Below are 22,349 nucleotides of genomic sequence, written 5' to 3'. Positions count from 1 at the left end.
CAAGACAGGCTTTGCGCTCGGGGGCGCGTGCGCCGCAAGCGACGCGTTCAACGGCGCATCGCTGGGTCCCAGCCGCGCTATTTCAATCCGTTCTCGATTTTGCTGGGCGCCTGCGCCGTCCGAGCGGCAAAGGAAAACGGGCGAAGCCTGCGCTTCGCCCGTTTCGTGAAGTCAAGTTGCACCGCCTGTTTGCGCGAGCGGTTGCGAGGCAATGGGCGCCGCACACATGGCGGCGACGATCACAGATCAGCGCGTCAGGCGCTTGTAGGTGACGCGCTTCGGGTTGACCGAGTCCGGGCCGAGGCGGCGGATCTTGTCCTTCTCGTAGTCTTCGAAGTTGCCTTCGAACCACTCGACCTGGCTGTCGCCTTCAAAGGCGAGGATATGCGTTGCCAGGCGGTCGAGGAACATGCGGTCGTGGCTGATGATGACGGCGCAGCCGGCGAAGTTTTCGAGCGCCACTTCGAGTGCCGCCAGCGTCTCGGTGTCGAGGTCGTTCGTCGGTTCGTCGAGCAGCAGGACGTTGCCGCCGGCCTTCAGCATCTTGGCGAGGTGAACGCGGTTGCGCTGACCACCCGAGAGGTTGCCGACCTTCTGCTGCTGGTCGCCGCCCTTGAAGTTGAAGGTCGAGCAATAGGCGCGCGAGTTCATCTCGTGCTTGCCGAGCTTGATGACTTCGGCGCCGCCGGAGATTTCTTCCCAGACGGTCTTGTTGCCGTCGAGCGCGTCGCGGCTCTGGTCGACATAGCCGAGATGCACGGTCTCGCCGATGCGGATCGAGCCGCTGTCGGGCTGCTCCTGGCCGGTGATCATGCGGAAGAGCGTCGTCTTACCGGCGCCGTTCGGGCCGATGATGCCGACGATGCCGCCCGGCGGCAGCTTCAGCGACAGGCCGTCGATCAGCAGGCGATCGCCATAGCCCTTGGTAACGCCTTCCATCTCGATGACCACCTGGCCGAGACGTTCGCCGACCGGGATGATGATCTGCGCGTCACCGGGGCGCTGGTTTTCCGCCGCGTTGACCAGTTCGTCATAGGAGCGGATACGCGCCTTGGACTTGGCCTGACGGGCCTTGGGGCTGGATGCGATCCACTCCTGTTCGCGGGCGATCGCCTTCTGGCGGGAAGCCTCTTCGCGGCCTTCCTGCTGCATGCGCTTGGCCTTGGCAACGAGATAGGCCGAGTAGTTGCCTTCGTAGGGAATGCTGCGGCCGCGGTCGAGCTCGAGGATCCAGCCGGTGACGTTGTCGAGGAAGTAGCGGTCGTGGGTGATCATCAGCACGGCGCCCGGATATTCGCGCAGGTGCTTTTCGAGCCAGGCGATCGTTTCGGCGTCGAGGTGGTTGGTCGGTTCGTCGAGCAGCAGCAGGTCCGGCTGCGACAGCAGCAGCTTGCAGAGCGCGACACGGCGTTTTTCACCGCCCGAGAGATTGGTCACTTCCGCGTCGCCCGGCGGGCAGCGCAACGCTTCCATGGCCATTTCGACCTGGCTTTCCAGATCCCAGAGGTTCTGGCTGTCGATGATGTCCTGGAGCTTGGCGCCCTCTTCCGCCGTCTCGTCGGAATAGTTCATCATCAGTTCGTTGTAGCGGTCGACGATCGCCTTCTTCTTGGCGACGCCTTCCATGGCGTTTTCAAGCACGGTCTTCGTCGGATCGAGCTGCGGCTCCTGCGGCAGGTAGCCGACCGTCGCGCCTTCGGCGACCCAGGCTTCGCCGGTGAATTCCTTGTCGAGGCCGGCCATGATCCTGAGCACCGTCGACTTACCGGCGCCGTTCGGGCCGAGGATACCGATCTTTGCATCCGGGTAGAACGACAGATGAACGTTCTCGAGAACCTTCTTCGCGCCGTAGGACTTATTAAGTCCGGCCATATGATAGATGAACTGACGTGCCATGAGGGAATGCTCCGCAGGGAAAGGAAATTTGCCCGCTATGTAGGCGAATTATAGGAAGGGGGCAATGAGCAAAGGCGTTCGCCCCGGCTTGCCCCCCCAACCTATCCCTTGCGGCTGCCCTGCATCGAAAGCGCTCTCACGGCCGAAGTACGGTGCTTTCGAGGTGGGTCAGCTACGCCCGGCCGTATCGGCAATGCCCTTGGCACATTTGAACTCGGTCGGCCCCGCCGCCTGGATCAGCGGCGCCAGGCTCGACGCCTTCAGGACGTCGCCGGTCAGCCCGATCGTCAGCCCGGTGATGACGCTGCGGCCCTGGACCGTCTGGCAGCGCATGCGCACCCGATCCCCCGCACCAGCGCCGAAGCTCTGGTCAAAGGCCTGCTTGACCGTCGCCTCGTCGAGCTCGGAACCGATGCGCTGGCGAAACAATGCGCCGACCGCCGAGCGATTGAGCTCCTCCAGCATGCGCAGCTGCACCGAGAAATAGTCGTCGACCGAACCACTCTGGCAAGTACCGCTCATCAGCCACTGGTGCCGGTCGAGCCCGGATTGAACGCCCGGCATGGCGATGAGCAACCGCGCTGCCGTGTCATCGGCCATGGCAAGTTTCGGCAGTTCCAGCCAGCTGCCCTTGCGGTCCTTCGCGCGCACCTCGGCCGCTACACCGCAATAGCTCTTGCGCAGCGGCCAAAGACCATGCAGCGAGAGGTTGGTCGCGTCGAACCGCTCCGCCGTCTGGCTCTCGCATTCCTTGCGCTGCGGCCTCGTTTCGCAGAAGCCCGGCTGCCAGCTCACCGCCAGAACGTACTCCGTGCGGCCGGTCGCGTCTTTGGCGGCTCCTTGATCCGACATTTCCTCGCCGGCAGCAAAGGCGGCCGGCGCAAGAAACAGCGCCAATGCCGCCAGCATTCCTGCCATCGGACCCGATATCGCCTTACAGAAACTAACCATGATATCCTCCTGCGGAAACAAAACAGGAACGAATATCGCTCAAAACGGGAAAATTGCAACTCTTAATTAAGATGAGCGCACATTCGCTTGTGACCTCATGCGCAACGAGCAACAAGCGGCGATTGCCTTTGCCTTGCAAATCGATTTGATATCGGATTGGTCTGTCGTTGTAGCCGGGGGAAATCGTGTTCGGGCAGGTGAAGACACATCAAAGCCCGACCGGAGCCACCTTGAGCTGGCGCCATTTCCCCGCGACCGCCGACGCCCGCGGCATCCTCCTCATTAGCCACGGCCTTGCCGAACACTCAGGCCGCTACGCCCGCTTTGCCGAGGCCATGGCTGCGCACGGCTTCCACGTCTACGCCCACGACCATCGCGGCCACGGTGCGACGCGCGCGCCGGACGCACCGCTCGGCATGTTTTCGAGCCGCGAGGGGCTCGACAAGGTCTTCGCCGATATAAGGGCCATTCGCGCAATCGCGACGGGCACCCATCCGGATCTGCCGGTCGTCCTTTTCGGCCATTCCATGGGCGGGCTGATTGCGCTCAACGCTGCCGAGGCCGATCCCGGCCTCTATGACGCGCTCGCCGTCTGGAATTCCAATTTTCGTCCCGGCCTTGCCGGCCGCGGCGGCCAGGTCATCCTGAAGGTCGAGAAGGCGCTGAAGGGTTCTGACGTGCCGAGCCCGCTGCTGACCAAGCTCACCTTCGGCATGTGGGGCGACGCGATCAAGGATCGCAAGACCGATCTCGACTGGTTGTCGCGCGACGATGCCGAGGTGGCTAAATACGCCGCTGACCCGCTCTGCGGCTTCGATGCGACCGTCTCGCTCTGGCTCGATCTCTTCCGCCTGTCCTTCGGCGGCGCCCGGCCCGACCGGCTGGCGCGGCTTCGGAAAGACCTGCCCATCCACCTCGTCGGCGGCAGCGCCGACCCGTCGACCGAGATGGGCAGTGCCGTCCGCTGGCTCGGCGCCAGGATGAAAGCCGCCGGCCTGAGCAACGTCACCGTCACCGTCTATGACGGCATGCGCCACGAAACCCTGAATGAAATCGGCCGGGAACAGGCGACGGCAGACTTTGCCGCCTGGTGCCTGCGCGCCATCGCAGGCAAGCGCTGACCGGAAATATCATGGCCGACATGTCCCTTCCCAAGATCGCCACGGACTACAACCGCATCTCCTTCGGGCTGACGCTGATGGTGATTGCGGTGCTGCTTTCGCCGCTGATCGACATCTTTGCAAAGCTGGCGATCGCGACCGTGCCCTCGGCCGAAATCACCGCCGTGCGCTTCGTGCTGCAGGTCGTCTTCATCCTGCCGATCGCGCTGGTGCGGGGCAGCCTCTTCGATCTCACCTGGCGCAAGACCGGCCTGCATGCGCTGCGCGGCGGCCTGCTCGTTGTATCGATGCTCTCCTTCATCACCACGCTGAAAGTGATGGAAGTCGCCGATGCGATCGCGATCTTCTTCGTCGAGCCGATCATCTTGACGATCCTCGGCAGCATCTTCCTGAAGGAGACCATCGGCTGGCGGCGTTACACCGCCTGCGGCGTCGGCTTCTTCGGCGCGCTGCTCGTCATCCAGCCGAGCATGCAGGAAGTCGGGCCGATCGCGCTTCTGCCCATCGTCGCCGCCTTCGGCCTTGCCGTATTCCTGCTTGTCACCCGCATGGTCGCGCAGAACGAAGACCCCTGGTCGATGCAGTTCCACGCCGGCGTCTGGGGCGCGCTCTTCTGTCTTGTCCTGCTTTACTTCGGCGAAGGCACCGGTTCCGGCATCTTCGATCCGGTCTGGCCGCAGGGCGTCACATGGTATTACCTGCTTGGTGTCGGTGTCACCGCTACCATCTCCGGCGTGCTCGGCGTCTATGCCTATCGCGCCGCTCCGGCGTCGGTGCTGGCGCCACTGCAATATCTGGAAATCGTCTCGGCGACGATCTTCGGCTGGCTCGTCTTCGGCGACCTGCCTGACGCGCTGAAGTGGCTGGGCATCGCCATCATCATCGGCTCCGGCCTCTACATCATCTGGCGCGAGCGCCGCATTCACAAGGACACGAGCGTCGCTCCGGTGTCGCCAGCCATCTGACAACAACACTCTGACTACAAAAGAAAGACCATCGGGAGGAATATCATGAAAACTGGAGGCCAGCTCGTCGTCGACGCACTCGTCGCCAATGGCGTAAAACGTATCGCTTGCGTGCCGGGGGAAAGCTACCTGGCGGTGCTCGATGCGCTCTACGACACCGACATCGACGTGGTCGTCTGCCGCCAGGAAGGCGGCGCTGCGATGATGGCGGATGCCTGGGGTCGGCTGACCGGCGAGCCGGGCATCTGCATGGTAACCCGCGGCCCGGGCGCGACCAACGCTTCGGCCGGTCTCCATGTCGCAAAGCAGGACTCGATCCCGATGATCCTCTTCATCGGCCAGGTGCAGAGCGAAGCGCGCGAGCGCGAAGCCTTCCAGGAAATCGAATATCGCCGCGCCTTCACCGAGGTTGCCAAGTGGGTGGGTGAAATCGACGATCCCGCCCGCATTCCGGAATTCGTCACTCGCGCCTTCGCGGTCGCCACCTCCGGCCGCCCCGGCCCGGTGGTCCTGACGCTGCCCGAGGACATGCTGACGCGCAGCGCCGAGGCGCCCGCCGCCAAGGCCTACCAGCCGGTCGAGGGTCATCCAGGTCCGGCACAGATCAAGCGGCTCGGCGAAATGCTCGGCAACGCCAAGCGGCCGATCGCCATTCTCGGCGGCACCCGCTGGACGGCGGAAAGCGTTTCAGAATTCCAGCGCTTCGCCGAACGCTGGAAGCTGCCGGTCGGCTGCTCCTTCCGCCGCCAGATGCTCTTCGATCACCTCCACCCGAATTACGCCGGCGATGTCGGCATCGGCATCAACCCGGCGCTCGCCAAGGAAGTCAAGGAAGCGGATCTGGTTCTGCTTATCGGCGGCCGCTTCTCGGAAATGCCCTCGTCCGGCTACACGCTGATGGATAGCCCCTACCCGCGCCAGACGCTGGTCCATGTGCATCCCGACAGTTCCGAGCTCGGCCGAGTCTACCGGCCGGAACTGGCGATCGCTGCAAGCCCGCGCGACTTTGTCGCCGCCCTCGAAGGCCTTGCGCCCGCAAGCGAACCGACCTGGTCGGAGCGCACCGAGATCATGCACGCCGCCTATCTCAAGTGGTCGACCCCGCCGGAAACCGGCCCGGGCGCAGTACAGATGGGCCCGATCATGAACTGGATCGAGGCGAACACGCCGCAGGATACGATCTTCACCAATGGCGCCGGCAACTACGCCACCTGGGTGCACCGCTTCCACCGCTTCCGCCGTTACGCCACGCAGGCAGCGCCTGCTTCCGGCTCCATGGGTTACGGCCTGCCGGCCGCAGTCGCCGCCAAGCAGCTGCACCCGGATCGCGAAGTCATCTGCTTTGCCGGCGACGGCTGCTTCCTGATGCACGGGCAGGAATTCGCAACCGCCGTTCGCTACCGCCTGCCGATCATCACCGTCGTCGTCAACAATGGCATCTACGGCACGATCCGCATGCACCAGGAGCGTGAGTATCCCGGCCGCGTCAGCGCGACCGACCTCACCAACCCGGATTTTGCAGCACTCGCCCGCGCCTATGGCGGCCATGGCGAGACGGTCGAGAAGACGGAAGAGTTCGCCGACGCGTTCCTGCGCGCCCGCGCCAGCGGCAAGCCGTCGATCATCGAGATCAAGCTCGATCCCGAAGCGATCACCCCGACGCGCACGCTGACGGACATTCGCAACGGCTGATCTATCAGAAAAGATTGCGACCGCTGCTCATTGCGGCGGTCGCAAACGACGACTTGCCCTACTCCTCGAGCCACTCGGTCGAAAACGCGCCGGCCGCATGCAGGTCTATCGATTCAAGTCTTCCCGGTCCGAGGTTCTCGAACTTGTGCGGCACATTGGCCGGCGCCACGACGATCTGGCCGGCTTCGGCGTCGATGGTGCGATCGCCCACAGTGAAGCGGGCGCGGCCGACACGCACGATGAAGGTCTCAGGATAGGGATGGCGGTGCAGCTTCGGCCCGTCGCCGATCTCGTCGGTGGCAAAGAAGATCACCGAAAGGCCCGCACCATAGGCGCCGCCCTCGAACTCACCCTTCCAGGCCTCGGGCTCATCCGCCCATTGCTCGCGCGAAATGAGATGCGCTTCGGCCATGCCGGTCCTCCACTGTCAGATGGAACGATACGGCCGAGCGCGAGAGCTTGGGTTCAGCCGCGGATATGCTGGGTCTGCTGGTAGACGGCCGTCGAGCGGGCGCCGGAGCGGCAATAGCCGAGCATCGGGCGCTGGAACTCGTCGAGCGCGTCGACCATGCTTTTCACGGCATCGGCGGTCACACCCATCGGGCCCACGGGAATGTGCATGGTTTCGATGCCGAGCTCTTCGGCGCGTGCGGCGATCGAATCGAAGGTCGGCTGATCCGGCGCCTCGAAATCGGGGCGGTGGCAGACGATGGACTTGAAGCCGAGCGCCTTGATCTGGTCGAGATCCTCGACGGTGATCTGGCCGGAGACCGAGTATTCGTCGTTGATCTGGCGGATGTCCATGGTCGTCTTCCTCAGGAAATGTGGTGGCCTCTGATGTAGGCGCAGCACTTCTCCGCGTCAATTCAAAAGCCGTGGCTCAGGCAACGGCAAACGCGATCGCGTAGCTGCGCGCCTCGCCCGGCAGAAGCGGTATCAATTCTCCGGCCGCCGCCAGATCCGGCCGCTTGGCGATACGGTGCGACACCGGCTCGATGCTGATCACATCCGCCGCACCACGCTGGCAGCGCCACATCTGCAGGAACGGCAGCGTGTCGGTCCGAAACCGTACGGTGAGATTTCGGTGGCCGAGACCGGCAAGTCCTGCAAGGCTGACGTCCGACCAGCCATCGGCACCGGCGGCCGCCGGCAGGCAGAAATGCGCGCTCTCGCCATCGCCAAAGCGCCAGCCACGTTCGCCGCCCTCGAGCGAGGCGCTGACGATACGGGCTTCGCTCCCGAGCAACCGGCCGCCAATGTTGAGGTGATACATCATCATCGGCGGAAAGGCGGAGGCGCCTGCGTTGACGACGCGATCCTCGAGCACGACTTCGTTCCGCACCGCATCGATCCGCCAGCGCCGCTCGACCCGCGCCTGCCCGCCACCCGCAAGCACCACCTCGATCGTCGCCGTACATTCGGCTCCGTCGCGTGCCATCTCAGTGCGGCCGACGGCAGTCCCGGCAAGCGACCCGTGCAGCGGGTAGCGCGCGCCTTCCGCCCCGCCCTCGATCGGCTCCGGGTGGCGGATATGTTCCGGCCCGCAGGTAAAGAGGAAACCGGCCAGCGCCCGGTCGATCCTGGCATCGCCATCGGAGGGGATCGCCGCACCCGGCGACAGGTCGACGCCATCGACGACGAAAGCGGCGATGTCGAGCGCCGAGAGGCGATCGAACAACACATGATTCTCCTGCCTGTCAGCAGGCTCATCCAGCGTCCTCAGCATGTGCTCTTCCTCAAATCGGCCGCAGAATCACTGCAATCACAAAGAGATGATAGCTGAGGAGAGATACATTTCACCGGTTGAAGCCCGGGATTGCCCCGCTTAGATAGAATTTAACTGCTTGTTCATGATGAATTCATTTTTTTCACATTAACGTCGAAATCCAAATGTACCGCGCCACATTCACTACAATGAAAACAGGTTCTCACGTGACGTCAGCGACCCGCATCGGCCTCTCGCTTCTCGCCGCAGCCGGCTTTCTCGCCGTGGATTTGGCGAGCGCTTTCGCGCAGGATTATCGCGGCAGGAATCGCTATGGCGACGACGTCATGCTGGTCACGCCCGATGGCGAAATCCTCGACTATGTACCGCGCGCCGACGAGGTGCAGACCATGCGCGACAGCCGCGGACGCACGCTGCTGATCGATAGCTGGGGCAATGTGGTGGCGACCGTGGTGCCCAATCGCGCCCGCCGGGATAGCTACGGCAGCTCCCAGGGTGGCTATGGCGGCTATCGCCGCCAGGGCGACGTCGACATCTATTCGAACCGGCGCAATCGCGACACCGAGCGCGGCTACGGCTATTCCGAGCCAGGCGAAGTCACCGGCTCCATCCCCGACTACCGCGACGTCGTGCCGCCATCGACAGACGGCAACGAGTTGCCGAACAGCCTTCCGGGCCTGATCGACGGCACGGAAGAAGCCTCGATCGATCCGAACGACACCCAGCCGATGCGCCCGTCGATGCCGCCGGCAATGACGGTCAAGAGCAAGTCGCGCGCCGAGATCACCGCGCTGCAGGTCTTCCTCGACCGCGAAGGCTTCTCGCCCGGCGTGATCGACGGCAAGATGGGCTCGAACGTCACCAAGTCAATCGAGGCCTGGCAGCAGGCGACCGGCGAAACGCTCGATCCCAATAACACCGATGACATTCTGGAGCGGCTGCGCATGAACGGCGGCATGCCGATCACCAGCTACACGATCACGGCTGCGGACGCTGCCGGCCCCTATGTCGCATCGATCCCCGAGGATTACGCGCACAAGGCCATGCTGCCGCACATGTCCTTCACCTCGACGACCGAAATGCTCGGCGAGAAGTTCCATATGGACGAAGGCTATCTGCGCGAGCTGAATCCGGGCGTCGATTTCACCATTCCCGGCACCATCATCAAGGTGATCAACCCGGGCGCGAACAAGACCGGCAAGGTCGCCCGCATCCTCGCCGACAAGGCGCGCAAGCAGGTGCTGGCCTATGACGACACCGGCAAGCTGATCGCCGCCTATCCGGCAACGATCGGCTCCTCCGACACGCCGTCTCCCTCGGGCACCGTCAATGTCGAGCGCATCGCCCTCAATCCGGGTTATACCTATAATCCGAAGATCAATTTCCAGCAGGGCAGCAACGACAAGATTCTCACCCTGCAGCCGGGTCCGAACGGCCCGGTCGGCACAGTGTGGATCGCGCTCTCCAAGCCCACCTACGGCATTCACGGAACGCCGGAACCCTCCAAAATCGGCAAGACCCAGAGCCATGGCTGCGTGCGCTTGACCAATTGGGATGCGACCGAGCTCGCCAAGATGGTCAGCCCCGGCGTCACCGTAGAATTCGTCGATTGACGCATCGCTTTTCGGCAGGGCTGACCAGCTCTTCCGAAAGCATTATTTGCTCGCCTCCCCCAATTGGGTGAGTGACTTCGGCTGAACGGCGTAGAAGATGGGGAAGCCTGATCGACCATCCACGACAGGTGCATTTTTAAAGCTGTATCGCCGAAGCGGGACGACGTTTCGGCAAAGACTTTTCAGACGAATACATTTTCCACGACCGCAGCTGCCGACGACCCAGCTGCGGTTTTTTTCCGGTTTCGCACCGCCCATCCCCTCGGTGGCTATCGCACCGGCTTGCATCATGACTTCATGATACATTGTCATGAGAATTTTCCCCGCAATCAGCTATCACCGAGAGAACCTCGATCTACAAGGCCGACATCCGGCCGCACTTGAAGGATTGCCGCGATGGCGACGGAGCGTACCCTGCCCAACCTCTGGCATGCGACGGCACCGGCCGCGCCGGAAACCAAGCCTCTCGGCCGTGACCTGACGACCGATGTCGCCATCATCGGCGGCGGCTTCACCGGCCTCTCGGCGGCTCTTCACCTCGCCGAAAAAGGGATCAAGGCAACGGTCATCGAAGCCAGGATGATCGGCTTCGGCGGCTCCGGCCGCAATGTCGGTCTGGTCAATGCCGGCATGTGGGTGAAGCCAGATGATCTCATCTCCACGCTCGGTCCGGCCGCCGGCAACCGACTGCTCACCGAACTCGGCGACGGACCGTCCATGGTCTACGCCCTGGTCGAGAAGCACGGCATCGCCTGCGAGGCCGTCCGCAACGGCACGCTGCACATGGCCGTCGGCAGCGAGGGCGTGACGGAGATCAAGGACCGCGAGGCGCAGTGGCAGAAGCGCGGCGCTCCGGTCGAGGCGCTTTCCGCCGAGCGGGCGCGCGCGCTCTCCGGCGCCGAAGGCTTCTCGGGCGCCCTGCTCGATCGTCGCGCCGGCACCATCCAGCCGCTCGCCTATGCTCGCGGGCTTGCCCGCGCGGCTCTTGCCGCCGGCGCCGAGATCTATACCGACACGCCGCTCACCGGCGCCGAGCGCCAGGGCGACACCTGGGTTCTGAAGGCCGGCAAGGGCGTCGTGCGCGCCAAGCACGTGATCCTCGCCACCAACGCCTATGGCGGCCTCTTTGCCGAGAGCCCGTGGCAGGCGCATACGCAGGAACTGACGATCCTGCCCTATTTCCAGTTCGCCACCAATCCGCTGCCCGACGCGGTCGCAAGCCGCATCCTGCCTGAACGTCAGGGCACCTGGGACACCGGCCTCGTCATGACCTCGTTCCGCATGGACCAGCAGAACCGGCTGATCTTCGGTTCGATCGGCCGGCTCGACGCGATGGCCGAAGGCACGCACCGCGCCTTCGCCGCCCGCTCCGTGCGCAAGCTCTTCCCCTATATCGGCGACTTCCGCTTCGAATACTGGTGGGACGGCCGCATCGGTATGACCACCAACAACCTGCCGGCGATGCACACGCTGGCGCCGAACGTGGTCTCCGTCAGTGGCTACAACGGCCGCGGCATCGCGCCGGGCACCGTCTTCGGCCGGGCGCTCGCCCACCACGTCACCGGCGAAACTTCGGCGATCCCGCTCGCGGAAACGCCAGTCACGCCGGACACCTGGCGCACGGTGAAATCGGCCTTCTACCACGCCGGCGCCCAGGCCAAGCATTTCATCGATCGGCGCTTCTGAGCGCCCCAGAGAATGCAGCGGACCCGCCGCGCCGGTCCGTCATCTCGGCTTCTGCACCTTCCAGGAAAGCCCGGCGACCCCGGGTCGGTCCCGACAGCCGGCCTTCGCAGACCGTCGCCGGTCGGCCAATGTGTTCGCCTGTCCCTCCTCTGGCTGCACCAACAACCCACCATCGGTACATTCACTCCCGATGGCGATCGCGTTTCAGCGATTCCAAACACCTCGAAAATGAGATCGTTCTGGCCACGCGGCGCGCGGCGCGCATGCGCCCCAGAAACCGATTGCGAAATACCATCAGTCGATCTAACCTACACCGATTGCATATCGCAATCAGGTCCGCGCGAATGTGCCAAGAGGAGAACGTGGCCATGGCTAAGCTCGTGTTCGGAATGAACCAGTCGCTGGACGGCTACGTCGACCATATGGAGTTTGCGCCAAGTCCCACACTCTTCCGCCACTTCATCAAGGAGGCCGAACAGCAGACGGGCAGCCTATACGGTCGCCGTATCTACGAGATCATGCGCTACTGGGACGAGGAGCATCCCGAGTGGGATGCGGACAGACGGGCCTTTGCGGCGGCTTGGCGAAAGCAGCCGAAGTGGGTCGTATCGCGCTCGCTAAAGTCTGTCGGCCCCAATGCCAGCCTCGTTGGAGGAGATCTCGAGGGCGCGATCAGGGCGTTGAAAGCCGAGAACGAGGGCGAGATCGAAGTCGCCGGCCCGGTCTTGGCGCACAGCCTCACCGAGCTCGGCCTGATCGACGAGTATCGGATCTACCTGCACCCGGTCGTACTGGGCCAAGGCAACCCCTATTTCGCCGGCCCCCGTCGACGACTGCGCCTCGTCGCTCATGATCGGATTGGTGAGGACGTGGTACGGCTGACCTACGTTCCTGCATAGTCTGGTGACTTGCCGATCGCGATTGGCTCGGCGCGAACGCGACATGACCGCTCTCGTCCGGGGCGGGACGTCGGCGCAAGGACAGCATGGATGTGTAGCCAGGCTCATCTGGTTGCGGCCAGCCAGCCCGGCGCACTCCGCTTTCCGGAGAAGTGCGATTGCGCCGGGGAAAGCCACCGCCTGCGGCAGCGCGATGAAGGCGATTGCAGCTCGCTCATGCATGCGATAAGCGCGTTGCGTGCGTCCATGCCGACAGTAGGTAGAGCAATGATAATCCGTGCCGCAAGCAATGACGATCGAAGCGCCATCTGGGAAATAATCCGTCCGACCATCCGCGCGGGCGAGACCTATACGCTCGACCGCGACCTTAGCGAAAACGATGCGCTGGCTTACTGGATTGCTCCCGACCGGGAAACGTTCGTTGCGGAAGAGAATGGCACCATTTTAGGTACATACTATATCCGGTCCAACCGGGCGGGCGGCGGGCAACATGTTTGCAACTGCGGCTACATGACAGACGCAAAGGCAAGCGGCCGAGGCGTGGCCCGCCAGATGCATGAGCACTCTCTCACCCATGCGCGCGCAAAGGGCTTCCGGGCCATGCAATTCAACTTCGTCGTCAGCAGCAACGAACGTGCGGTGCGGCTGTGGCAGTCGCTCGGATTTGAGATCGTCGGTCGGCTTCCGGAAGCATTCCTTCACCCTTCGCTCGGCTATGTCGACGCCTTCGTTATGTTTCGCAAGCTTTAGGCGGACACTTGTGGTCGATCCGCAGACTTCGCAGCGAAGCCCTTGCCCGTTCCGCAGCCGCCGCATTCCGCAGATCTGCCACCCCAACCAAGACGCGCCGGATCATCCCTGACCCGAGGCGCCATCTTTAAGACCGTAGCGCGTGATCACGCGGCCGCGCGGTAGCACAAAGCAGTCTTCCACCTGTCACGGCACTCGGGAATCCATTTCAGGATAAAGAACAACGCTTTCCTGGGCGGTCGGCTCGTTGCGCGCCCCGATGAATACGGCCGGTTCAGCTCCCCGATTGACGGCCACGTGCAATACGTTCGCAGGAATGTAAAGATAGTCTCCGCGGTGCATGACATCCCGGTGCTGGAGTTCATCGCCACTCCACAGCTCCAACTCTTCACCGCTCAACATGTAGAAGGCGCTCTCATGGCGCTCATGCACATGCGCCTTGGTGCGCTTGCCAGGCGGGATCGTGGCGATACCGAGCCACAGTGCGGTTGAACCAACTGACTCCGCACTGATGCCGGGCAGATAATCGGATCCTTGTTCAGCTCGGTATCCTGCGTCCCCTTTGGAGACCAGGGCTTTGCCCCGCGAGAAGCCCGCATCGGTTCGTTCTTTTGAAATCGTCATTTTGGCCTCCTCCATGGTAGTCTGGTCGACCTACGCAAAAGGATCGCAAGAACACCGACTGGAGTCCTTAATGGGAGGGCGAAAAGTCCCGAATTCTTTTAAAGAAGCCGTAGCCGGGAGCGTCGAGCCGCAACAGTTCGCGTTCGGGGCGTTCGTCCTCGACATGCAGCGCGGCGCACTGACTTGTGAAGGGCGGCGCGTGGCAATTGGCCATAAGGGCCTGTTGCTGTTGAACGCGCTCGTGCGCGCGTCGACGCAGGTTGTGAGCAAGTCCGCGCTGATGGAGGCTGCCTGGCCCGCCGCTATCGTTGAGGAGAGCAATCTCTCGGTTCAGATCGCTGCCTTGCGAAAGATGCTGGGCCCCCAGCCGGAGGGGAGCGCATGGATCGCCACCGTGCCGCGTGCGGGGTATCGTTTTGCCGGTCGGGTGAATAGCCTGCATCCTGCGGCCGCTGAAGCGCCCGCGGCGTTGCCCGGTTCGCTTGCGAACCCCGGCAGACCATCGATCGTGGTTCTGCCGTTTGCCAATTTGAGCAATGACAGGCAACAGGCGTATCTGGTGGATGGCATCACCGAAGATGTCATCACTGCGCTCACGAGATTTCGGTGGTTTCGGGTCATCGGGCGCAATTCGAGTTTCGTCTACAGGAACAAGTCCGTGAGCGCCAAGCAGGTGGGCCGCGAACTGGGTGTCGGTTACGTGCTCGAAGGAAGTGTGCGTCGCTCCGGCGGTCGCCTTCGGGTCTCCACTCAACTGGTCGAGACCACGTCGGCCAGCCAGGTCTGGGCCGAACGGTATGACGTGGAACTGGAAGATGCATTCGCAGTTCAAGACGCCATCGCGGAGAGGGTCGCCGGTGCGATTGAGCCGGAACTGCTGAAGACGGCGTCACTCCCCGCGGCGGCGCGGCACACGGGAAACATGACGGCGTGGGAGACAGTGCGGCAGGGAACCTGGTATTTCCACCACGTTGGCCAGCAGACCCACCTGGTGGCGCGAGAGCTATTCAGGGAGGCGTGTCGGCTCGACCCCGAACTTGCGGAAGCCCATCTCTGGCTTGGTCGCGTGAGTGCAGGCATCGTCGCCTATGGATGGAGCGAGCATCCTTCCGAGGATATCAGGGAGGGGTTGGATGCTGCCTTGGCGGCCGTTCGGCTCGACGAAAAGAACCCATACACACATTACGCGTTGGCGATCTGCAGCGCCTACTCGAATGCCCCCGAACAGGCGGTCCTTGCGGCCGAAAGGGCGATCGAGATCAGCCCGAGTTTCGCTCTCGGCCACCTTGTGTTGGGAATGGCTGAACTCTTCAGGGGGAGCGCGTCTGGTGCCATAGCGCCACTGGAACGCGGCCTCACGTTGAATCCCAGCGATCCCCAGAACTTCGTTTGGCTGAACTTGCTAGCGCTGGCCCACCTGTTTGCAGGCGACGGAGCCAACGCGCTTGCCGCTGCCGTGAAAGCCCAAAAGGTGCGGCCCGCATGGCGGCCGGTCCAGGAAACGCTGGCCTGCTGCTATGCGACTGCCGGGCGTCTTGCAGAGGCGCGATCATCGCGCGCGTTGATGGGCGAAATGGAGAACCCTCCGGGCGATGCTTTAGAGCCGCTAAGACAGCGCAATCCGCATTGGCAGCAACGATTGGCAGGATTATTGGAGCAAATCCCGGATAGCCAGCTTCCGACAGGTGAGCAGACAGCCTTATAGGCACGTAACGAATGCTGTACGCGCGATTGCAGGCAGGCGAGGTTTCCGGCTCGTTCGGCGAGCTTCCTCGGGCCTGTCTCGACTTTCTCCGGTTGCCGCACGAAAGTCCTGGTGCTGAAGAGCGCCCGGCTCCTCCAGTGGCGCCTGTGCCGGGGCTCACCTTGTCGACGCGGAGAACGTGACATCCTACCAATTTGAGTCTGGAGCCAGGACTGGACCGGAACCCAGCGCAAAGAAGCCCCCCCATTCCGCAGCCTGTCAGCCCAAAAGCAAGGCGCCCCGGATCCCTGACCCAAGGCGCCATCTCTAAAACCGTAGCGCGCGATCACGCGGCCGCGCGATAGCCTGACGCGGCACTGACCTGCACCTGACCGGACGTCCGGAAGGCGCGAAGGCGCGTGGCGATGTGCTCGGCCTCGCCCGTCAGCGCCTGGCTGGCGGCATTGGCCTCTTCGACCATGGCGGCATTCTGCTGGGTGATCTGGTCCATCTGGGTGATGGCGATGTTGACCTCCTGCAGACCGGTTGCCTGTTCGGCGGTGCTGGCGCGGATCGCGCCGAAGACGGAGCTGACTTCCACCACCTGCGCCACGATCTGCTGCAGCGACTGGGCCACCTGGTTAACGGAGTTCACGCCGTCGTCCACCTGGCCGCGCGACTTGGCGATCAGGCCCTGGATGTCCTTGGCCGCTTCCGCGCAACGCTGGGCGAGCGCGCGAACTTCGGAGGCGACAACCGCAAAACCCCTGCCCGCCTCGCCGGCGCGCGCCGCTTCGATGCCGGCGTTCAGCGCCAGCAGGTTGGTCTGGAAGGCGATCTCGTCGATCACGTCGACGATCCGCGCGATGCTGGCCGAAGACGTCTGGATCTCCTGCATCACCTCGATCGCGTGGCTGACGATCTCACCGCTCTGTTCGGCATTGGCGCGCGCGGCGACCACGGTCGAATTCGCCTGGTTGGCGCCTTCGGCGGTCTGCTTGACCGTACGCGTCACCTGTTCGACGGCAGCTGCCGTCTCTTCAAGGTTTGCCGCCTGGCGCTCCGTACGCTTGGCAAGATCATCCGCCGCCGCCGCAATTGCCTGGGCGCTGGTGTGGATCTGGCTGGCACCGGCCTCGATGCCGCCGATGGCGCGCGAGAGCTCGCCGATCGCGTGGTTGAAGTTTTCGCCAAGCTCCTGGTAGGCGACCGGCAAATCAGCGCCGATGCGCGCCGTCAGGTCTCCGTCGGCGATCTTCTTCAGCGCCGCGCCGAACGTCTTGCTGATCAGCGCACGCTCTGCCGCCAGCACTTCCTCCTGGACGGCGCGCTGCTTGGCCACATCGGACGCGTCCATGTAGACGGAGATCGACAGGTCCATGTCGAGGAAGACGCCCTTGACGAGGCTCGACAGCATGGCGCCCAGCTCTTCGGCCGAGGTGGTCTGGCGCGAGAACAGGCCACGCTTTGGCCAGTGCGCCTTGACGATTTCGGTAATCAGATGTTCGGCGACCAGCGCGTAGCCGCCGATGTACCAGCGGGGCTCGAGGCCGATGCGCGCGTGGACCTGGCCGATGGTGCGAACCTTGGCGCTGTAGTCCTCATTGAAATTGGCGTCGGCGATATTGGCCCAATGGCCGACCTGCGCACCCTTGGCACGGTCGATGTGGCTGTCGGACGAGAAGAACCGCTTCGTCTCCGGCGTCGTCTTCACCTTGCTGTAGAACTTGTCCAGCGCCGGCTTCAGCTCCTTCTCGAGGATCGGCTTCAGCGCCTTGAGGCTGGCTCTGGCGGCATCATCGAGCGCCATGAAATTCAGACGACCAGCAACGTCCTGCGTGCCGGCAGCGGTGTGTTCCGTTTTCATGCGCGAACTTCCCTGCATGCTCTGCTGCACGCTTGCTAAATCCGTTCGATCTAGAGACAAAACATGCGGCAGTTCAAAGTGATACAGCGACCCTTGCGCATCCGACGGGACGCGCGGCACTGTCGTGGACCATGGAGACAGGATCGACGGCGCAAAGCGTCTGAGATCATGGCCGCAGTCATGGCGGCCGATTGCCTGTCTGCGGTGTTCGCGACGGGCAAGCTGTGTCCAAAGGCACAGTTAGGACGCCAGGGTAAAGGAAGCCTTACGGGCGACAGCTATTTCGCGAGGATGAAAACAGGATTCAACCGGAACTGACGAATATCAATTCCGGTTGATACGCAATAAACGACTGGAGTTTGGTGGGTCAGGCGGCGTTGCGCGAAGCCCAGGACGGCATGCGAGCGGCCCAGGTACGGCGCGTCTTGACCGGCAGCAGCGCCTGCACTTCCTTTGCCAGCGCAAACGCGTTTTCGCGCGCCTTGTCGAGGTTGCTGACGCGGGCCGGGTCCATTGTCTGCAGCGTGCCGCCGCAGTCGAAGATTTCGCGATAGGCGGCGCGCTCGACGATCGGCGTATCGAGCACCGAGACGCCGCGTTCGGCGAGCATGGCCTTGATCGTCTGCAGCGCGCGCGTGGTCACGAGCGAATTGACGCGGGTGAGCACGACCGAATGGTTGATGCGCTGCTTGGAGCGGTCTTCGATCTGGCGGATGAGTTCGAGGATCTGTGCGGCCCCCTTTGCATCCATGGCGCAGCCCTGCACCGGGATCAGCACCTGGTCGGAAACGGCCAGTGCCAGTGCGACAATTTGATCTTTCGCGCCCGCGAGATCGATGACGATGTAATCCGCCTCGTCCTTCATCTCGCGGATATGACATTCGAGCGAGCCGGGCGTGATGTGCGAGATGACCGTGAGATTGGCGATGTCGCCGGAAACTTCGGCCCAGCTCGTGATCCAGCGCTGCGGATCGGCATCGAGTACCACGACGCGGTGTCCCTGCCTCGCCAGCTCCGTCGACAGGATCAGCGCCGCCGTCGTCTTGCCCGCGCCGCCCTTTGCATTGGCGAAAGTGATGACCGCCATGATATTCCTCATTCTGTGCGTGTTCCGCGCTGAACCCTGACGGCCAAAACCGGTGGTTCGCTGCTTAACGAAACCTTTCAGAACATGGTTAACGAATTGGTAACGCGGGAACGTGAAACCTGACAGTCGGGGGCCAGAGGACCGGCAGCACGCGGCGATAACGATGGAAAGAGCCTAGTTTTGCGGCGTCAGGCCGGCACCACGACCGGCTCGGCCGTGCGCTCCGAGCGGTAGCACATCGACGAGAACGGGCCGTGTCGCAGCGCCTCCCCCGCCGGATTGAGAAGCGTCAGCACGTCGTTGGCGAAATCACGCGCGTTTGCCTGGGCCTTCTCCAGATTGCTGACCCGTCTCGCGTCGAGCGAATAGAGCGTGTCGCCCTGCTCGAAAAGTTCACGGAACGCCGTGCGCTCGACCAGAGGCGTATCGACCAGCCGGATGCGGCTTTCGGCCAGCAGCAGCTTGACCCTGCGCATGGCGCGCGTTGTCACGATCGGGTTGACCCGGGTCAGCAGCACCGCGTGGTTGATGTTGGCGCGCGCATTGTTCTCTAAATAGCGGATCAGTTCGAGCACATGGGTGGCGCCGCGCGCGTCCATGACACAGCCCTGCACCGGGATCAGCGTCAGATCCGAGAGGCCGATCGCGAGCGCCACCAGCACGTCCGCAGCGCCGGAGAGATCGATGACCACATGCTCGACACGGCCGCGCAGGCGCCGCAGATGATCGCTGAGCGTTGTCGTGGTCACGCCTGAGACGATGGAGAGATTGCTGTCGTTGCGGCCGTGGCGGAACCAGTCGGTCATGCAGGCGAGCTGATCACAATCGAGAACCGCGACCCGGTCACCGCGCCGTGCGAATTCGCAGGCAAGCAGCAGCGCTGCCGTCGTCTTGCCCGCTCCCCCCTTCGCATTCGCGAGGGAAATTATCGCCATCGGTCGACCCTACTCAACGCAGGCCCCCAGATCCGGGGCCATACATACGCACGCTCTAATGGAAGCGTTTCAGATCGCGGTAAACGAAGCGTAAAGGAAACGCTTGGCGGACCTAAAACGTGACAGTTGCGTGACAATTAGGTGACAAGTCGACTGCAATGGCAAGTAGTATTTTCAGCCACTCTAAACCAAGGGGAATTGGCGCCTCACACAAAGCGAGGCGCCAGCATGCCCTGTCAGATGCACTCGCGGAAGAGTTTCTTTGCGGCATCGAGCGTCAGTTCGACCGGGTTGCCACCGGCCGTCGGGTCGACGATCGCCATTTCCGACATTTCGTCGATCCGGTCGGTGCCGACGCCGAGGGCTGCGAGCTTGTCCGGAACCCCGAGTTCCTCGCGCAGCTTCAGCACATAGTCGTAGAATCCGTCGAAGCCGCCGGAAATGCCGAGATAGGCGGCAGCGCGCACTATTTTGTCCTCGATCGCCGGGCGGTTGAAGCGCAGGACCGGCGGCATCACGACAGCGTTGGTCATGCCGTGGTGGGTGTTGTAGATCGCGCCCACCGGATGCGACAGCGAGTGGATGGCGCCGAGGCCCTTCTGGAAGGCGACGGCCCCCATGGCGGCAGCACTCATCATGTTGGCGCGGGCCTCGATGTCAGTGCCGTCCTTGTAGGCGCGCGGCAGGTATTCCTTGACGAGCCGCATGCCTTCAAGCGCGATGCCCGCAGACATCGGGTGGTAGAAGGGCGAGGAATAGGCCTCCAGGCAATGGGCGAAGGCATCCATGCCGGTGCCGGCGGTGATCACCTTGGGCATGCCGACCGTCAGTTCCGGGTCGCAGATCGTGACTGCCGGCAGGAACTTCGGGTGGAAGATCACCTTCTTCACGTGGCTCGCCGAATTGGTGATGACGCTGGCGCGGCCGACTTCAGAGCCGGTGCCGGCGGTGGTCGGCACCGCGATGATCGGTGCGATGCCTTCGACGCTCGCGCGCGTCCACCAGTCGCCGATGTCCTCGAAGTCCCAGACCGGGCGACTCTGCCCGGCCATGAAGGCGACGCACTTGCCGAGATCGAGGCCCGAGCCGCCGCCGAAGGCGACGACGCCGTCATGACCACCGTCCTTGAAGGCCTTCACACCGGCTTCGAGATTGACGTCGTTCGGGTTCGGATCGACGTCCGCAAAGATCGCCCGGCCGAGACCGGCGGCGGCGAGGATGTCGAGCGCGTTCTGCGTGATCGCCATCGGTGCGAGGCCCCGATCGGTGATCAGCAGCGGCTTCTTCATGCCGACCGCCTTGCAATGGTCGGCAAGCTCCTTGATCCGGCCGGCACCGAACTTGATGGCGGTGGGATAGCTCCAGTTGGCGGTGATGGTCATGCAGTTACTTTCTTCAGATGGTAGGATTTCGGACGGGTGAGGTTCTGGAAACCAATGACCGAGAGCGAGCCGCCGCGGCCGGTTTCCTTGACGCCGGTCCAGCAAAGCGCCGGGTCGAGATAGTCGGCGCGGTTCATGAACACCGTGCCGGTCTCGATGTCGGCGCCGATGCGCGCGGCGCGCTCGGCATCCCTGGTCCAGAGCGATGCGGTGAGGCCGTACTGGCTGTCGTTCATCAGCTCGATCGCCTGGCTGTCGCTCTTCACCTTCATGATGCCGACCGCCGGGCCAAAGGTCTCTTCGCGCATGAAGGCCATGGAGTGGTCGACATTGGTGAGGATCTGCGGCGCGAGATAGGCGCCGCCGTCATCGGCTGGGAAGAGCTTCGGATCGATCAGCGCCTTGGCGCCCTTGGCGACGGCATCGGCGATCTGCTCGCGCACGGTCGCGGCAAAGCGCTTGTTGGCCATCGGGCCGAGCGTCGTTTCCGGATCGAGCGGATTGCCGAGCTTGTAGTTGGAAACCCAGGCGACCGACTTTTCGACGAAGGCGTCATAGAGCTTTTCATGCACATAGATGCGCTCGATGCCGCAGCAGCACTGGCCGGAATTGTAGGTGGCGCCGTCCATCAGCGTGTCGACCGCCGCGTCGAGGTCGGCGTCCTCCATGACGTAGCCCGGATCCTTGCCGCCGAGTTCGAGGCCGAGACCGGTGAAGGTGCCGGCGGCAGCCCGTTCGATCGAGCGTCCGCCTTCGACCGAGCCGGTGAAGTTGACGAAGTCGAAGCTCTTGGCGGCAATCAGCGCTGCCGTCGTCTCATGGTCGAGGAAGATGTTCTGGAAGACGTCGGCGGGAACACCGGCTTCGACGAAGGCGCGCACCATGCGCTCGCCGACGAGGATCGTCTGGCTCGCATGCTTGATGATGACGGTGTTACCGGCCATCAGCGCCGGCGCGACCGTGTTGATCGCGGTCATGTAGGGGTAGTTCCACGGCGCCACGACGAAGACGACGCCATGCGGCTCGCGGGCGATGCGGCGCTCGAAGCGGTCGCTTTCCTCGATCACCAGCGGCTTCAGTGCATCGGCAGCAATCGTGGCGACATAGTTCGAGCGCTCGTTGAAGCCCTTGAACTCGCCGCCGTAGCGCACCGGCCGGCCCATCTGCCAGGCAAGCTCCGGCACGACTTCGTCGACCATCTCGTTCAACCGGGCGACGCCGGCCAGCACCAGGTTGACGCGCTCGTCGAGCGGCCGGCGCGCCCAGGCCTTCTGAGCCTGACGGGCGCGGGAGACCACCTGTGTTGCCAGCTCCAGCGGCATCGCCGGGCGTTCTGCGTAGACCTCGCCGTTCACCGGCGAAATGCACTTGATCATGCTCATGATCGTTTTCCTGCTTTCATTGCGAATGGTGCGGTGGCCGCTCCCTTCCTGGAGCGGCCACCGGTTTGAAGATAAGAACCTTCCATCAG

General features: G+C 63.4%; 20 protein-coding genes. 8 read left to right on the top strand and 12 right to left on the bottom strand.

Annotation, left to right across the window (positions count from 1 at the left end; genetic code table 11):
• Positions 1-246: 246 nt before the first annotated feature.
• Both ettA and I8N66_RS06540 read right to left on the bottom strand, forming a co-directional pair.
• Complete coding sequence (gene ettA / locus I8N66_RS06545) at positions 247-1,896, bottom strand: energy-dependent translational throttle protein EttA (protein WP_113540747.1); 1,650 nt, start codon at positions 1,894-1,896, stop codon at positions 247-249.
• A gap of 168 nt (positions 1,897-2,064) precedes the next feature.
• Positions 2,065-2,847, bottom strand: a complete 783-nt coding sequence (locus tag I8N66_RS06540; protein ID WP_291151172.1) for a ribonuclease — start codon at positions 2,845-2,847, stop codon at positions 2,065-2,067.
• A 185-nt stretch (positions 2,848-3,032) separates the two neighbouring features.
• Here I8N66_RS06540 and I8N66_RS06535 point away from each other — a divergent pair, with 185 nt between their 5' ends.
• The 3 genes from I8N66_RS06535 to I8N66_RS06525 are packed head-to-tail and all read left to right on the top strand — an operon-like array spanning position 3,033 to position 6,625.
• Entirely contained in the window at positions 3,033-3,968 is a 936-nt protein-coding gene (locus I8N66_RS06535) for an alpha/beta hydrolase (protein ID WP_291151169.1), read from the top strand.
• Between the two features lie 11 nt (positions 3,969-3,979).
• Positions 3,980-4,933, top strand: a complete 954-nt coding sequence (locus I8N66_RS06530; protein WP_291151166.1) for a DMT family transporter — start codon at positions 3,980-3,982, stop codon at positions 4,931-4,933.
• 45 nt (positions 4,934-4,978) lie between these two features.
• Positions 4,979-6,625 (top strand): thiamine pyrophosphate-binding protein, encoded by a 1,647-nt coding sequence (locus tag I8N66_RS06525; RefSeq protein WP_291151164.1) that lies wholly within the window; start codon positions 4,979-4,981, stop codon positions 6,623-6,625.
• A 58-nt stretch (positions 6,626-6,683) separates the two neighbouring features.
• Here I8N66_RS06525 and I8N66_RS06520 read toward each other — a convergent pair whose 3' ends face one another.
• The 3 genes from I8N66_RS06520 to I8N66_RS06510 all read right to left on the bottom strand — a co-directional run bounded on the left by I8N66_RS06520 (position 6,684) and on the right by I8N66_RS06510 (position 8,351).
• Positions 6,684-7,037, bottom strand: coding sequence for a cupin domain-containing protein (locus tag I8N66_RS06520; protein WP_113540752.1), 354 nt, complete (start codon positions 7,035-7,037; stop codon positions 6,684-6,686).
• 53 nt (positions 7,038-7,090) lie between these two features.
• Positions 7,091-7,429: a TIGR01244 family sulfur transferase gene (locus I8N66_RS06515; protein WP_113540753.1), complete on the bottom strand. Its 339-nt coding sequence runs from the start codon at positions 7,427-7,429 to the stop codon at positions 7,091-7,093.
• A gap of 76 nt (positions 7,430-7,505) precedes the next feature.
• Complete coding sequence (locus I8N66_RS06510) at positions 7,506-8,351, bottom strand: DUF4432 family protein (protein ID WP_291151157.1); 846 nt, start codon at positions 8,349-8,351, stop codon at positions 7,506-7,508.
• A gap of 164 nt (positions 8,352-8,515) precedes the next feature.
• Between I8N66_RS06510 and I8N66_RS06505 the strand changes: the two genes are divergently transcribed.
• Entirely contained in the window at positions 8,516-9,964 is a 1,449-nt protein-coding gene (locus I8N66_RS06505) for a L,D-transpeptidase (protein ID WP_113540755.1), read from the top strand.
• A 42-nt stretch (positions 9,965-10,006) separates the two neighbouring features.
• Here I8N66_RS06505 and I8N66_RS06500 read toward each other — a convergent pair whose 3' ends face one another.
• The gene (locus I8N66_RS06500; protein WP_291151153.1) at positions 10,007-10,276 is read right to left on the bottom strand and encodes a hypothetical protein; all 270 of its coding nucleotides are present in this window, start codon (positions 10,274-10,276) and stop codon (positions 10,007-10,009) included.
• Between the two features lie 84 nt (positions 10,277-10,360).
• On the opposite strand from I8N66_RS06500, the gene I8N66_RS06495 reads away from it, so the two are divergent.
• From I8N66_RS06495 to I8N66_RS06485, 3 genes are all read left to right on the top strand, one after another.
• Positions 10,361-11,650 (top strand): FAD-binding oxidoreductase, encoded by a 1,290-nt coding sequence (locus I8N66_RS06495; RefSeq protein ID WP_291151150.1) that lies wholly within the window; start codon positions 10,361-10,363, stop codon positions 11,648-11,650.
• A gap of 368 nt (positions 11,651-12,018) precedes the next feature.
• Complete coding sequence (locus tag I8N66_RS06490; RefSeq protein ID WP_113540758.1) at positions 12,019-12,549, top strand: dihydrofolate reductase family protein; 531 nt, start codon at positions 12,019-12,021, stop codon at positions 12,547-12,549.
• Between the two features lie 267 nt (positions 12,550-12,816).
• Entirely contained in the window at positions 12,817-13,299 is a 483-nt protein-coding gene (locus I8N66_RS06485) for an N-acetyltransferase (RefSeq protein WP_291151243.1), read from the top strand.
• 186 nt (positions 13,300-13,485) lie between these two features.
• On the opposite strand, the gene I8N66_RS06480 is transcribed toward I8N66_RS06485, so the two are convergent.
• Positions 13,486-13,923, bottom strand: a complete 438-nt coding sequence (locus I8N66_RS06480; protein WP_113540760.1) for a cupin domain-containing protein — start codon at positions 13,921-13,923, stop codon at positions 13,486-13,488.
• Between the two features lie 70 nt (positions 13,924-13,993).
• On the opposite strand from I8N66_RS06480, the gene I8N66_RS06475 reads away from it, so the two are divergent.
• A complete protein-coding gene (locus I8N66_RS06475) occupies positions 13,994-15,628 on the top strand; it encodes a winged helix-turn-helix domain-containing protein (RefSeq protein WP_113540768.1) in 1,635 nt (544 codons plus the stop codon).
• Positions 15,629-15,953: 325 nt separating this feature from the next.
• On the opposite strand, the gene I8N66_RS06470 is transcribed toward I8N66_RS06475, so the two are convergent.
• From I8N66_RS06470 to I8N66_RS06450, 5 genes are all read right to left on the bottom strand, one after another.
• The gene (locus I8N66_RS06470; protein WP_291151124.1) at positions 15,954-17,474 is read right to left on the bottom strand and encodes a globin-coupled sensor protein; all 1,521 of its coding nucleotides are present in this window, start codon (positions 17,472-17,474) and stop codon (positions 15,954-15,956) included.
• Between the two features lie 367 nt (positions 17,475-17,841).
• Positions 17,842-18,561, bottom strand: a complete 720-nt coding sequence (locus I8N66_RS06465; protein ID WP_291151123.1) for a ParA family protein — start codon at positions 18,559-18,561, stop codon at positions 17,842-17,844.
• A 188-nt stretch (positions 18,562-18,749) separates the two neighbouring features.
• Positions 18,750-19,496 (bottom strand): ParA family protein, encoded by a 747-nt coding sequence (locus tag I8N66_RS06460; RefSeq protein WP_291151121.1) that lies wholly within the window; start codon positions 19,494-19,496, stop codon positions 18,750-18,752.
• Between the two features lie 236 nt (positions 19,497-19,732).
• The gene (locus I8N66_RS06455) at positions 19,733-20,878 is read right to left on the bottom strand and encodes an iron-containing alcohol dehydrogenase (protein ID WP_223724982.1); all 1,146 of its coding nucleotides are present in this window, start codon (positions 20,876-20,878) and stop codon (positions 19,733-19,735) included.
• On the bottom strand, positions 20,875-22,260 hold the full coding sequence (locus I8N66_RS06450; RefSeq protein ID WP_291151117.1) for an aldehyde dehydrogenase family protein: 1,386 nt from the start codon (positions 22,258-22,260) through the stop codon (positions 20,875-20,877). The genes I8N66_RS06455 and I8N66_RS06450 overlap by 4 nt, the downstream gene beginning before the upstream one ends.
• Between the last annotated feature and the right edge of the window lie 89 nt (positions 22,261-22,349).

The sequence above is a fragment of the Ensifer sp. SSB1 genome (assembly GCF_016652895.1).
Taxonomy (GTDB): Bacteria; Pseudomonadota; Alphaproteobacteria; order Rhizobiales; family Rhizobiaceae; genus Ensifer.
Note: the sequence above shows the minus strand (reverse complement) of the source record. Positions and strands in the feature narration are given on the sequence as shown.

Coding starts and splice junctions, on each gene's coding strand:
- ettA (WP_113540747.1), bottom strand. CDS start 1,896: ATGGCACGTCAGTTCATCTATCATATGGCCGGACTTAATAAGTCCTAC.
- I8N66_RS06540 (WP_291151172.1), bottom strand. CDS start 2,847: ATGGTTAGTTTCTGTAAGGCGATATCGGGTCCGATGGCAGGAATGCTG.
- I8N66_RS06530 (WP_291151166.1), top strand. CDS start 3,980: ATGGCCGACATGTCCCTTCCCAAGATCGCCACGGACTACAACCGCATC.
- I8N66_RS06525 (WP_291151164.1), top strand. CDS start 4,979: ATGAAAACTGGAGGCCAGCTCGTCGTCGACGCACTCGTCGCCAATGGC.
- I8N66_RS06520 (WP_113540752.1), bottom strand. CDS start 7,037: ATGGCCGAAGCGCATCTCATTTCGCGCGAGCAATGGGCGGATGAGCCC.
- I8N66_RS06515 (WP_113540753.1), bottom strand. CDS start 7,429: ATGGACATCCGCCAGATCAACGACGAATACTCGGTCTCCGGCCAGATC.
- I8N66_RS06510 (WP_291151157.1), bottom strand. CDS start 8,351: ATGCTGAGGACGCTGGATGAGCCTGCTGACAGGCAGGAGAATCATGTG.
- I8N66_RS06505 (WP_113540755.1), top strand. CDS start 8,516: ATGTACCGCGCCACATTCACTACAATGAAAACAGGTTCTCACGTGACG.
- I8N66_RS06500 (WP_291151153.1), bottom strand. CDS start 10,276: ATGACAATGTATCATGAAGTCATGATGCAAGCCGGTGCGATAGCCACC.
- I8N66_RS06495 (WP_291151150.1), top strand. CDS start 10,361: ATGGCGACGGAGCGTACCCTGCCCAACCTCTGGCATGCGACGGCACCG.
- I8N66_RS06490 (WP_113540758.1), top strand. CDS start 12,019: ATGGCTAAGCTCGTGTTCGGAATGAACCAGTCGCTGGACGGCTACGTC.
- I8N66_RS06485 (WP_291151243.1), top strand. CDS start 12,817: ATGATAATCCGTGCCGCAAGCAATGACGATCGAAGCGCCATCTGGGAA.
- I8N66_RS06480 (WP_113540760.1), bottom strand. CDS start 13,923: ATGACGATTTCAAAAGAACGAACCGATGCGGGCTTCTCGCGGGGCAAA.
- I8N66_RS06475 (WP_113540768.1), top strand. CDS start 13,994: ATGGGAGGGCGAAAAGTCCCGAATTCTTTTAAAGAAGCCGTAGCCGGG.
- I8N66_RS06470 (WP_291151124.1), bottom strand. CDS start 17,474: ATGAAAACGGAACACACCGCTGCCGGCACGCAGGACGTTGCTGGTCGT.
- I8N66_RS06465 (WP_291151123.1), bottom strand. CDS start 18,561: ATGGCGGTCATCACTTTCGCCAATGCAAAGGGCGGCGCGGGCAAGACG.
- I8N66_RS06460 (WP_291151121.1), bottom strand. CDS start 19,496: ATGGCGATAATTTCCCTCGCGAATGCGAAGGGGGGAGCGGGCAAGACG.
- I8N66_RS06455 (WP_223724982.1), bottom strand. CDS start 20,878: ATGACCATCACCGCCAACTGGAGCTATCCCACCGCCATCAAGTTCGGT.
- I8N66_RS06450 (WP_291151117.1), bottom strand. CDS start 22,260: ATGAGCATGATCAAGTGCATTTCGCCGGTGAACGGCGAGGTCTACGCA.